Origin of the sequence: Mesorhizobium sp. M7D.F.Ca.US.004.03.1.1 (assembly GCF_003998635.1) — a bacterium.
GTDB classification, from domain to species: Bacteria; Pseudomonadota; Alphaproteobacteria; order Rhizobiales; family Rhizobiaceae; genus Mesorhizobium; species Mesorhizobium loti.
Genome location: NZ_RZQG01000093.1, coordinates 1 through 11,588 on the forward strand (window position 1 = coordinate 1; position 11,588 = coordinate 11,588).

General features: G+C 60.8%; 10 protein-coding genes and 1 pseudogene. 5 read left to right on the plus strand and 6 right to left on the minus strand.

The features are described from left to right. Positions 1–870 (plus strand): annotated as a pseudogene (locus EN935_RS08500) (hypothetical protein); the annotation flags it as partial. A 233-nt stretch (positions 871–1,103) separates the two neighbouring features. Beyond that, positions 1,104–1,736 carry a LysE family translocator gene (locus EN935_RS08510; RefSeq protein ID WP_127263227.1) on the plus strand — a complete coding sequence of 211 codons (633 nt, stop codon included), beginning with the start codon at positions 1,104–1,106 and terminating at the stop codon, positions 1,734–1,736. Between the two features lie 10 nt (positions 1,737–1,746). On the opposite strand, the gene EN935_RS08515 is transcribed toward EN935_RS08510, so the two are convergent. Beyond that, positions 1,747–2,571, minus strand: a complete 825-nt coding sequence (locus tag EN935_RS08515; RefSeq protein WP_126068684.1) for a DUF2189 domain-containing protein — start codon at positions 2,569–2,571, stop codon at positions 1,747–1,749. Between the two features lie 297 nt (positions 2,572–2,868). Between EN935_RS08515 and EN935_RS08520 the strand changes: the two genes are divergently transcribed. Further along, positions 2,869–4,092 carry a TadE/TadG family type IV pilus assembly protein gene (locus EN935_RS08520; protein ID WP_109663107.1) on the plus strand — a complete coding sequence of 408 codons (1,224 nt, stop codon included), beginning with the start codon at positions 2,869–2,871 and terminating at the stop codon, positions 4,090–4,092. Positions 4,093–4,246: 154 nt separating this feature from the next. Here the strand turns inward: EN935_RS08520 and EN935_RS08525 are convergent, their stop codons facing one another. Beyond that, positions 4,247–4,963, minus strand: coding sequence for a glutathione S-transferase family protein (locus EN935_RS08525; RefSeq protein ID WP_127263228.1), 717 nt, complete (start codon positions 4,961–4,963; stop codon positions 4,247–4,249). A 106-nt stretch (positions 4,964–5,069) separates the two neighbouring features. Here EN935_RS08525 and EN935_RS08530 point away from each other — a divergent pair, with 106 nt between their 5' ends. Continuing rightward, positions 5,070–5,459 carry a helix-turn-helix domain-containing protein gene (locus EN935_RS08530; RefSeq protein ID WP_109663102.1) on the plus strand — a complete coding sequence of 130 codons (390 nt, stop codon included), beginning with the start codon at positions 5,070–5,072 and terminating at the stop codon, positions 5,457–5,459. Here EN935_RS08530 and EN935_RS08535 read toward each other — a convergent pair. Continuing rightward, a complete protein-coding gene (locus EN935_RS08535) occupies positions 5,443–5,841 on the minus strand; it encodes a VOC family protein (RefSeq protein WP_126071079.1) in 399 nt (132 codons plus the stop codon). The two genes, EN935_RS08530 and EN935_RS08535, sit on opposite strands and share 17 nt — an antisense overlap. 62 nt (positions 5,842–5,903) lie before the next feature. Continuing rightward, entirely contained in the window at positions 5,904–6,467 is a 564-nt protein-coding gene (locus EN935_RS08540; protein ID WP_127373266.1) for a GNAT family protein, read from the minus strand. A 164-nt stretch (positions 6,468–6,631) separates the two neighbouring features. On the opposite strand from EN935_RS08540, the gene EN935_RS08545 reads away from it, so the two are divergent. Continuing rightward, on the plus strand, positions 6,632–7,144 hold the full coding sequence (locus tag EN935_RS08545; protein ID WP_127263290.1) for a CAP domain-containing protein: 513 nt from the start codon (positions 6,632–6,634) through the stop codon (positions 7,142–7,144). A 69-nt stretch (positions 7,145–7,213) separates the two neighbouring features. Here the strand turns inward: EN935_RS08545 and EN935_RS08550 are convergent, their stop codons facing one another. Together EN935_RS08550 and EN935_RS08555 are read right to left on the minus strand one after the other, a co-directional pair. Continuing rightward, on the minus strand, positions 7,214–9,895 hold the full coding sequence (locus EN935_RS08550; protein WP_127263289.1) for an EAL domain-containing protein: 2,682 nt from the start codon (positions 9,893–9,895) through the stop codon (positions 7,214–7,216). A gap of 281 nt (positions 9,896–10,176) precedes the next feature. Then, positions 10,177–11,588, minus strand: a 1,412-nt coding sequence (locus EN935_RS08555) for a DHA2 family efflux MFS transporter permease subunit (RefSeq protein WP_127373267.1), incomplete at its 5' end; no start/stop codon positions are given.

The following is an 11,588-nucleotide window of genomic DNA, read 5'->3' on the forward strand; positions in this document are numbered from 1 at the left end:
CCCGGCAATCATTGGAAGCTCACCCAGGATCCCGACGAGGCCGCGCCGACGGCCTATGGCGCGGTGAACAGCTGGTGGAATGACGACCCGACGAGCAGCACCGGCCAATCCCGGCTGCGCAACATGGCCAAATATTTCCAGCCGCGGCCGATCGATGCGCCGGCGCTGCCGGCCGGCAACGGCCCGAGCTACAGCTGCTCCACCAACCCGATCACGCCACTGACCGACGTCAGCGTCACCGATGGGCTTACCGCTATCAAGGCCGCGATCGACCTGATGCAGCCGGATGGCGGCACCAATGTTCCCGAGGGCATGGCCTGGGGCTGGCGGGTGGTTTCGAGCGGCGAGCCGTTCACGCAAGGGCGCCCGGAAACCGAGAGAGGCAACGACAAGGTCGTGATCGTGCTGACCGACGGCGCCAACACCTACTACACGCCGTCCTCGCTGGGTTATTCCGACCCCGCCAGCTCGAAGTCGACCTATGCGTCCTACGGCTATCTTAACCCCGGCTACAACGGCACTTCGGTCGGCCGCCTGTTCTTGGGCACGTCGAGTACTGTCGGCCAGTTCGACTATTCGAACGGCAATTATACCAACGCGCTGAACCAGCAGATGGCGACACTGTGCAACAACGCCAAGGCAGCCAACATCATGGTGATGACGGTGGCGCTCGACCTGTCCACAACCAATACGGCCGACAAGCAGGCGATCGATGCGCTGAAATCGTGCTCGTCGGACTCGCGCTTCCGCAAGGATCCTACGGACGCGAGCAAGCCGGCCAAACTGTTCTGGAATGCGACCGGCGCTACCTTGTCGAACGATTTCAAGGAAATCGGCAACGAATTGTCGAATCTGCGCGTCGTCGGCTGATCCGAAGGCACTAAAGCGCGTCGCGTTTGAACGGATTCAGGCGACGCGCTTTAGGTTTTTGTTTTTATGCATGTCGTTCTCCCAAAACCGGGGCCACTTTTGGGCGACATGCACTGGCAGCCCTCTGGCGCAACGGCTGGCGTCGCCATGCCCTTGCGCGCGCCTGCCGGTGCAGGCACCTGTAGGCCGCTCGCGGGATCGTGCATCCATTCGCGACGCTGGGGAACGAACCGATGCCCGAAACCGCCAATCATCTCGCCTTCGCGCTGGTCTGCCTCGGCATGGTGCTGACGCCTGGCCCCAACATGATCTATCTGATCTCGCGTTCCCTGTCGCAAGGACCGAAAGCGGGGCTGATCTCGCTTGGCGGCGTGGCGCTCGGCTTTCTCTTCTATGTGCTGGCTGCGGCCTTCGGCATCACCGCGCTGCTGCTCGCCGTGCCCTACGCCTATGATGCGCTGCGTTTTGCCGGTGTGCTCTATCTCCTATGGCTGGCCTGGCAGGCGGTGAAGCCGGGTGGACGTTCGCCGTTCCAGGTGCGCGAATTGCCAAGGGACCGGCCGCGCAAGCTGTTCGCCATGGGCCTGATGACCAATCTGCTCAATCCGAAGGTGGCCGTACTCTATTTGTCGCTGCTGCCGCAGTTCATCAGCCTGGACAAGGGCCATGTCCTGTCGCAGCTTCTGGTGCTGGGCGCGACGCAGATCACGATCAGCCTCAGCGTCAATGCCATCATCGCGGTGACGGCCGGTTCGATCGCCACCTTCCTCGCCGGGCGGCCATTGTGGCTGGTCATCCAGCGCTGGATGATGGGAACCGTGCTGGCAGCACTCGCGCTGAAGATGGCGACCGACGCGCAGCGCTGAGAGCGCTTCGTTACATCGGCCGCCTTATCTGCTGCGCCCGCTCCGGTTCGACCACCTTGCGGTAGAGATGCCAGGTGGCATGGCCGAGCACCGGCATGACCACGGCGAGCCCGGCAAAAAGCGGGATCGAGCCGATCACCAGAAGCACAGCGACCAACAAGCCCCACAGCGCCATCTGCAGCGGGTTGGCCATCACCGCCCGGGCCGAAGTCTCGATGGCCGAAACGGCGCCGACATCACGGTCGAGCAGCAGCGGGAAGGCAATCACGGTGGTGGCCAGCACGACCACGGCGAAGACAAAACCCGCGGCATTGCCGGCAAGGATCAACGTCCAGCCCTTGCCGGTCGTCAGCACCTCGCGGACGAAGCTGCCGATCGATGCCGGCGGCTGATCGCCGAACAGGCCGGTGTAGATCGACTGCGCGGTGTAGAGCCACAACAGGAACAGCGCGACCAGCATGATGCCGATCACCACGATCGATGGAACCGCCGGCGAGCGGCGCACATCGAGTGCATGTCGCCAGGAGGTGTTCATACCCAGTTCGCGCCGGCGGCTGATCTCGTAAAGGCCGATCGCGGCAAACGGCCCAACCAGCGCAAAACCCGACATCAGGGGGTAGATGAGCTGGATGGCATTGGCGCCAGAGGTCCACCTCGTCAAGATCAGGCCGACGATGGGATAGATCAGGCACAGGAACACATAGTGCGAGGGTTTTGCCCAGAAATCCTCGGCACCGAGGCGCAGCGCATCCCAAAGGTCCGACGTGGTGATGCGGCGCACCGCTGGCTGCACATGCATTCCACGTGCGTCCGCCATGACATGAAAGCCGGCCATAACCTTCCTCCCGTGTGTCGGGGCGGTCACCGCCAGGATGGCCGCCAGAGCTGCCACTTCAAGAACGAAAGGCACGATAGCAGAGTTGGCGGCGATTGTCGCTGCGTCAATGGCCTGGGGAGCAGCTCGTTGTGCAGATTTCTCAGTATCGCCTCGCATATGGCCGTGCCTTGGCAGGCTTCGTTTTGGCCAATCATTATACTGCATTTTACCATTTACGTATTTTAGCATTTCCTTAAATAGCTCGTAGAGACCCATGGCGTATCACCTCAGCTTTATAAGTCTTGGCGAGGGGCGATGTTCGCATTGAGAGGCTTCTGGTCTTCGGAGCGTGGCAACTTTGCCATAACGACCGCCATAGCGATGCTGCCGATAATGATTGGTTTGGCTGGTGCCATTGATGTGGTCGGCACGAGCCATGACGCCTCGCAACTACAGAACTCGCTGGACGCGGCAGGGCTCGCCGTCGGCACGAAGTTCTCTCCCGAGATGGCGGCTGGCGATGTTCAGCAACTTGGGCTGCAATTCTTCGCGGCAAATTTGAGCGCGGCCGACCCGCAGGAATATTCGGGCGGCCTCTCCACTTTCGCGGCAACGGCCAGCGGCAGCCCAAGCGCTTACTTTGTCTCGCTGTCGTCCAGCATAAGCCACCCAAGCTTCATCGGCGACTCGGCTTCCTGGCAGGCCTACCGTTCGGCGTCGGTCAAGATAAAGCCTGGCGCGCAGGCCTGCGTGCTGGCGCTCGATCCGCATGCGTCCGCCGCCGTGAACCTGCAGGGCTCGACCAACGTCTCGATGGCCAATTGCGTGATCGCGGCGAACTCGGACGCGTCCGATTCTGTCAATAGAGGCGGCTCCGCACTGGTTTCGGCGGGCTGTGTCTCAACCGTCGGCGGCACCAGCGGGCTGTTGCCACCCAGCGCCAGTCTCGCCTGCGGAACGCCGCACGAACATCGGTACGCGTCTTTTGATCCACTGGCCGACGTCCTTCCTCCCCCTTACACATTGTGTTTGCCGGTCCCGAACGGCAAAACCTACACCCTGTCGCCCGGCACTTATTGCGACAAGACATTGTCGGGGAACATCACGCTTAATCCGGGCGTCTACATCATGCGCGGCACCACCATAAAGCCAGGGGGAAACGGCAGCCTGACTGGCCAGGGCGTGACCATATTCCTCGTGGAAAACGCTCAGATCTACATAAATGCCAATGAGACCGTGAACCTTTCCCCACCCAGCAGCGGCCCTTATGCTGGTATCACCATTTTCCAGGATCGCGGCAATACGTCTGCCCTGACGTTGAATGGCGGCGCAAATTCCGTGCTCAGCGGCTTCATCTACGCGCCGAACGCGCCCATTTCCTACGCCGGAAATTCTGATATGAGCGCCCAGGGCGACTGTCTCAGGCTTGTCGGCAATACGGTACAGATGACCGGAAACTCGTCCGTCGCGTCGGACTGCACGGCTGCGCTTGGAAATCGCGCAATGTATGCTGACCGGATGATCACTCTCGTGAAATGAGAGACGGCTCCCAACGGTTGACCTGACATCCGCAGGCGCCGGCGGTAGCGTTGAGAAGATGGCGGTCGCGTTCAACAACGCTGGAGTGCGGCAACCGCACTCCAGCAGATAAGTGCCTTTTCACAAAAGCACATCCAGTTGAAAATGAGCATCGTTACGGTTGCGCCGGTGCAGCGAAGCGATCGATCACATCGGCCAGAGGGACGTGGCCAAGGCAGGCGCCCGAACCGGCGGGCTGTTCGCCATCCTCGACAGCCAGGGCATATCGCACGACCGGATCGGCTTCGATGCGGCGGCGCAGCCCGGCCAACCTGGGATAGGCAGCGCCGTCGACCGCCTGGTGGAACTCCGCCCAACGTGCCACGCCAATCAGCGTGGTATCGGCCAGCGTCAGCCGATCGCCGACCAGGAAGTCCGTGTCGACGATCATCTCTTCGAGGCGATCGTGGCGTTCGGCAACGGCCTTGCGGCCGAAGTCGCGCAAGATCGCCTTCAGCGCCGGTTCATCCGCGGCCATTTCCAATGCCACCCAGAGCGGGCTGAAAGCGGCGGTGAAACCGGTGTTCACGAAGGCCATCAACTGATGCATGCGGTCGGCTTGCGGCGTGCGCGGGTCGAAGCTGATGCGACGTTGCGTGTCACGCGCCTCGAGCCACGCGGCGATGGCCATGGTCTCGGTGACCACCGTGCCTTCGTCGGTGATCAAAACCGGCGTTTCCTGACGGCCGTTGATGCTGGCATAAGCATCGTTCTTCATCTCGGTGAGCATGTCGACGCGGCGCAGGCGATAGGGCTGTCCGACGCGTTCAAAGGCAGCGACGAGCCCCATCGAGCTTCCCGCCGGGAAGCCATAAAGGAGGATAGGTTCCATTTGTTTTCTTCCATGATTGAAGGGATCACGCCGCGCAGCGAAACTTGACCCTAAACACTGGTCGCCCCATGTAAATTACGCACAATTCTGTAACCAGGACCCGCCCATGAAAGACGTCGTCTCGCGCTGCCCGATCGAAGAGACCATGCGCGTGCTCAGTGGCCGCTGGCCCACACTGCTGCTCTATTATCTGAAGGACGGAACCAAGCGATTCAGCGAGCTGAGGCGCGACAACCCGACTGTGTCGCACCGCATTCTGGCGCTGGAACTGCGCAAGCTGGAGGACGCCGGTATCGTGCGGCGAACGGCGCGCCCGGGCTATCCGCTGCATGTCGACTACGACCTGACTGCGCCGGGTCGCAGGCTTGTACCGCTCATCGACGCGCTGGGCTCGTGGTGGGAACGGACCGAAGACGACCGGACCGGCCAAGTCTCACCAATGCTGGAAACCTATTCCGGCACGGCGACAGTGGAGACAATCACTTCGGCAAGTTGAAAACCGCCTCGATGTGATGTCCATCCGGATCGACGACGAAGGCGGCATAATAATGCGGACCGTAGTCGGGGCGCAGGCCGGGCGCACCGTTGTCACGGCCGCCATGTGCAAGCGCGGCCGCATGAAATTGTGCGATGCTCTGGCGATCCGGGGCGGCAAAAGCCAGATGAAAACCCGGACCGGGCGGACGCTGCCCTTTCGGGCAAAGTTTTATCGCCAGCTTGTCGCCGCCACCGGCAGGCCCGTAGCCCACCGCCTGATCGGGCTCGCCGGGTCGGAGATCGTCCCAGACTCTGATATAACCGAGCGGCCCCAGCACGGCGTCGTAGAAGGCAGCCGCGCGTTCGATATTCGAAACGCCGAAAGAAACGTGATGGAGCATCTTGGCAAAAAATCCCTTTTTGAGAGGCATGGTCGAACGACTTCGAACAGCCAGCATGCTGTTCAGTTCTGGCCCGCGTGATCGCCGGCCAGTCGTCCAAACATCCTGAAGTCGTGGTAGGCGCCTTTGAACCGGGCTTTCTGCCGCAGCGTTCCCTCGTAGCGGAACCCGGCTTTCTCCAGCACACGGTCCGATCCGGTATTGCCCGGCAGCGTCCACGCCTCGATGCGATTGAGCTCGAAAAACCGATGGCCGCAAAGAGCGACGGCAGCAGCCGCTTCGGTCATCAGACCTTTGCCCCAAAAATCCGGATGCAGTTCGTAGCCGATCTCGCCGCACTTCGATCTGTTGACGAACCAGTTGTACCGAATCGCACCGGCCATGGTCTTCGAAGCGCGATCCTCGATTATCCAGGCGCACCCTTTGCCAGTGGGAAAGGCCTTGCACATCCATCTCATCGCCCGTTCAGCCACCACCTTGGCCGGCGCATCCGGCCAGTTCGAGAATCGGGTGACATCGGGGATCGACAGGATACCCCGGAAGGCGGCGGCATCTTCGGCGGTCGGGGCGCGCAGCAGCAGGCGGGAGGTGGAGAGCGTCGGAAAGGCACGGGCAGGTTTTGGCATCGGATTCTCACGTCACATTGGCCGTCTGGACTATGCTGGCCGAACGGGTGTGCTTCGACACTTCAACACTACGCGATGCATTTCGCGAAAACCAACGCATGGGTTCTCGCGCAATTTTCACCGCTTGCCCGTCAAAAGCCATGATCGCGACTATTCAGACAAGAATGGCCATTGATCATTCCCATTCCATCGAACCGCGCCCAATGCCGAGCAGGCGCATGGTGCTGACCGGCCTCGTCGCGCTGGCCGGCCTCGCCGCCTGCAGCACCGTTTCGCTGCCAACCGGCGAAGGCGCCGGCGTCTCCTCCTCCGCGACCGGCACGCTTGCCAGCATCCGCGCCTCGGCCGGGCTGGCGCCGCTGGTCCCCGACCGGCAGCTCGAACAGGCCGCCCTGCAGCAGGCCGGCTATATGGCGCAGCGTCGCCGCATGAGCCACACCACCGGCTGGGGCAAGGATTTCGCCTCGCGCGTCAAGGGCAATGGCATTGCGGGTGCGGCCGCCGAGAACATCGCCGAGGGCCGTTTCGATCTGCAGGAGCTGTTCGACATCTGGGTGCATTCGCCTGGCCATCGCCGCAACATGCTCGACCCGCGCTTCACCCGCTTCGGTCTCGCCTATGTGCGCGACGGCAGCGACGGCAACCTCCGTTACTGGAGCCTCGTGCTCGGGAAATAAGAGCAGGCTTGTCGCTGCCGGCCGCGATCTTCGTCGAGCCGCACGGGAGACCGCCGGCTGACCAGTCCGTCAATTCTTGCGGTTGAGCAATTTCTCGATGTCTTGGGCAGAGACCGGTCTGCTGAAATGGAAGCCCTGCATTTCGTCGCAATTGTTTTTGAGCAGGAAGGCCACCTGATCGTCTGTTTCGACGCCCTCGGCAATGACTCTCATATTCAGCTTTTGACCCAGCGAAATCACGGCGCTGGTGACAGCCTGATCATTCTCATCGGCAGCGAGATCGTTGATGAAGGACTTGTCGATCTTCAGCCGTGCGACTGGAAAGGTCTTGAGTGCACTGAGGCTGGAATAGCCCGTTCCGAAATCATCGATCGATATCTGAACGCCCAGGGCTTGCAGTTCGTTCATCGTGGCGACCGCCAATTCGATATCCTGCATGATGAGGCTTTCGGTCACCTCCAACTCGAGATATCTGGCCTCCAGACCGCTATCCTTAAGCGCGTTGACGACACGGCCGACCAGGTTCCTTTCCCTGAATTGCCGTGCAGACACATTCACGCAAACAGTCATCGGCGGCAGACCCGCATCCTGCCAGGCCTTGTTCTGTCGACAGGCCTCATGCAGAACCCAGTCGCCGATCGGCACGATCAGACCTGTCTCCTCGGCCGTCGGAATGAACGTCATCGGCGAAACCACGCCCAGTGTCGGATGGTTCCAGCGTATCAACGCTTCGACCGCAAAGACGCGCCCCGAGCGAAGATCGACCTGGGGCTGATAGAGCAGCGCGAATTCCGAGCGGGCCAAGGCGTTTCGCAATTCCTCCTGAAGCACGAATTTTTCATGAGCCCTCGAGTTGAATTCAGGAGCGTAAAACTGGAAATTGTCGCGGCCGAGCTCTTTTGCGCGATACATGGCCGCATCGGCATTGGCCAGGAGCGTTTTCGGGCTCGCTCCATCCTTGGGGTAGTTCGCGATACCGATGCTGGCCGTCGTCCTCAGGTGATGCTCTTCGATATGAACCGGCGCTGCAATCGCTGCCCGGATCGTTTGCAAGGTCTCCGAGATGCGATCGACATTCGTAGGCTGGTCGAACAGAACGATGACAAATTCGTCGCCGCCAAGTCGCACAACCGTATCGGTCGCCCTTACGCATTCAACCATACGGCTGGCGACAGTCTTCAGGAGTTCGTCTCCGGCATTGTGGCCGAGCGTGTCGTTGACGAGCTTGAAGTTGTCCAGATCGATGAACACCACCGTCACCCAGCGATCGTATCGCTGCGCATACAGGACCGCTTGCGACAGCCGGTCCTCCAGCAAGGCGCGATTGGGAAGCCCGGTAAGCACATCATGGTTGGCCATGAAATGGATCTGGTCTTCAGCCAGTTTGCGCTCGATCGCGATTCCGGCGATGCGGGTTGTGAAATCAATCAGCCGGGTCTCGGCCTCGGCCGGTCCGCGCACCGTCATCGAATACATCGCAAATACGCCCAACACGGCGCCCTGATGCGACAGGATCGGGGTCGACCAGCACGAACGATAGCCGTAGACCGCCACCAGTTCGCGGTAATCCTCCCACAGCGGATCCTGCATGACGTCGGTGACAATGACCGGCTCCCGCCGGTAGACGGCGGTCCCGCAGGATCCCACCTCGGGACCGATGGAGATCCCATCCAGGGCGTTAGTATAGTCTTTCGCCAGGCTCGGCGCGGCGCCGTGCCGCAAATGGCTGCCGTCCTTGTCGAGCAGCAAGACGGAACCGAATATGCCTGTCAGCTGAGATTCCACCAAGCGCATGAGGCGGTCGAGCACGTCCTCGAGCGGAGCGCTCATCGCGATCATTTCCAGGATATGCGCCTGCCCGTCACGAAGGACGTCCGCTTGCTTGCGGGCAGTGATGTCATGGGCGATGCCAACCAGACCGAAAATCTCGTTCTCAAGATTGCGCAACGGAACCTTCGTCGACGAGAGCCACTTGCCGGCGCCTGACGCATCGACAATAAACTCCTCCTCGTCGATCATCGGTTGTCCACTGTTCAGCACGTTCTGCTCGATGAGACGAAATTTCTGCGCAAGTTCGGGGGCATGAAGATCAAAATCGGTCAAGCCGATCATGTCGCTCGTCTTCTCTCGGCCACTGTCGGACGCAAGGGCCTTGTTGACCACGACGAAGCGGCTTTCGGTGTCCTTGACCCACAGATAGCCGGGTACCCAGTCGATCAGCGTTTGCAGCGAGATGCGCTCGTCCGCAATCAGACGATTCGCAGTGAACTCCGTAATGTCCTCATGCGTGGAAACCCAACCGCCGTCGGGCATTGGCTGATGGCAGACCTGAATCGTCCGGCCGTCGGCGAGATTGGCGGTCCAGATTCTCGAAGTGGTACTCGAATTGACCGACCGGGCCAATGCGAGATAGGCGTCGGCAGCCATAGCGGATGTCCCGGCAGCGACGCGGCGTTCGACTATTTCGCCCAATGTCAGGCCCGGCTGCAATTGTTCGGGCACAATGCGGTAAATCTCCGCATAGCGACGGTTGGACAGGATCAGTCGTTCATCGGCGCCGAAAAAGCAGATGCCTTGCGAGATGTTGTCGATCACCATCTCGAATCGAAGCGCCTGCCCCTCGAGTGCGGCGATTGTAGCCCGAAGCTCGCGTTCGAGGATTTCATGCGAGACGGCCGCCAATTTTGTCAGGGCGGCCAGACCGGTCGACTCGGGCGCTTCGGCGGGTCTCCTGGATGATTTCGTAACCAACAGACCTCCTCCGATTTGGCGCCTAGAAAAAGACGATTGCTTTGTAAAACGAAAGTCGATCGATAGTGTTACAGATGTACTAACGACAGATGAACCGGTCCGAGATCGATTCGGCGCAACCTGGATACCTGAGACTCAAGCGCTGTTATCGAACCGATTTTGAACTTTCGAGCTCAGTATTCTTCGACATCAGGATGAATTCGGTCGGCCACCGCCGCAACATGATTCGCACTTCAGCCGGCGCGTGACACCATCAACCCTGCGCCCATTCTAGGGCGAAGCTAGTCCATGTGCGCGGCTGGTGCGCCACCGGCAGGCGCCTGCTTTGGCTTGCGCAGCAGGAAAACAAACGGGATGGCAAGCAGCGTCATCACCATGAGTATTTTGAAATCATTGACGTAGGAGATCATCATCGCCTGGAGATTGACTATGCGATCGACCTGCGAAAGCGCCATCGGATCGCCGCTTGCGGCTGCCGGAGAAACCGCCCACAGATTTGGGTTGAACGGGTTGATGAAGGCCGAAAGCTCGGTGTGATTGATCTGCGTGTTGCGCACCATCAGGACCGTCACGACCGACACGCCAATGGACGAGCCAAGATTGCGCACCAGGCTGAACAGAGCCGTAGCATCGGTGCGGAAGCGCACGTCAAGCGTGGCGAAGGCGACGGTCGACAGCGGCACGAACACCATTCCCATACCCAGCCCCTGGATGACGCCGGAGCTGATGATCAGCCAGTTGTCCATCTGCGGGGTGAAGCTGGACATGGTGTAGAGCGACTGCGCGGTCAGCAGGAAGCCGATGACGACGAGGATCCTGGCGTCGATCTTGCTCATGAGCCGCCCGACGACGAGCATCGAAATCATGGTGCCGACACCGCGTGGCCCCATGACGACGCCGATGGTGACGGTCGGATAGCCGAAGATGGTCGACAGCATCGGCGGCAGCAGCGACATGCTCGCCAGGATGAGCACACCCATGACGAAGATGAACGCCAGCCCGGTCACGAAATTGCGGTCGAGGAAGATCTTGGGATCGATGAAGGGGTGTTCCGCCGTCATCGTGTGAATGATGAACACCCAGAAGCCGGTGAGGGAGAGACCAAGCTCGATCCAGATCTCGACCGATGAAAACCAGTCGACCTCACCGCCGCGGTCGAGCAGCAGCTGAAGCGCGCCGACGCCGAGCGATATCATGGCGAAGCCGAAGAAATCGAAGCCACGCACGCGCCGGGCAACGGCCGGCAAATAGGCGGCCATGCCGAGAAAGGCGACGATGCCGACCGGCAGGTTGATGAAGAACACCCAGCGCCAGTTGAAATTCTCGGTCAGCCAGCCACCAAGCGTCGGGCCCAGAATCGGCCCCAGCATGATGCCGGCGCCCCAGATGGCCATCGCCTGGCCATGGCGTTCCCTGGGATTAATGTCGAGCAGGAAGGTTTGCGACAGAGGCACGATCGCGGCGCCGAACACGCCTTGCATCAGCCGGAAGAACACCATGGTCTCCAGGCTCCAGGCGATGCCGCACAGCATCGAGAACACGGTGAAGCCGACCACTGCCGTCAGGAACAGTTCCTTGCGGCCGAAGCGGTCGGCCAGCCAGCCGGTGACCGGCGTCATGATGGCGGCGGCAACGATATAGGAGGTCAGCACCCAGTTGATGTTGTCCGGCGAGGCGCCGAGATCGCCCGTCA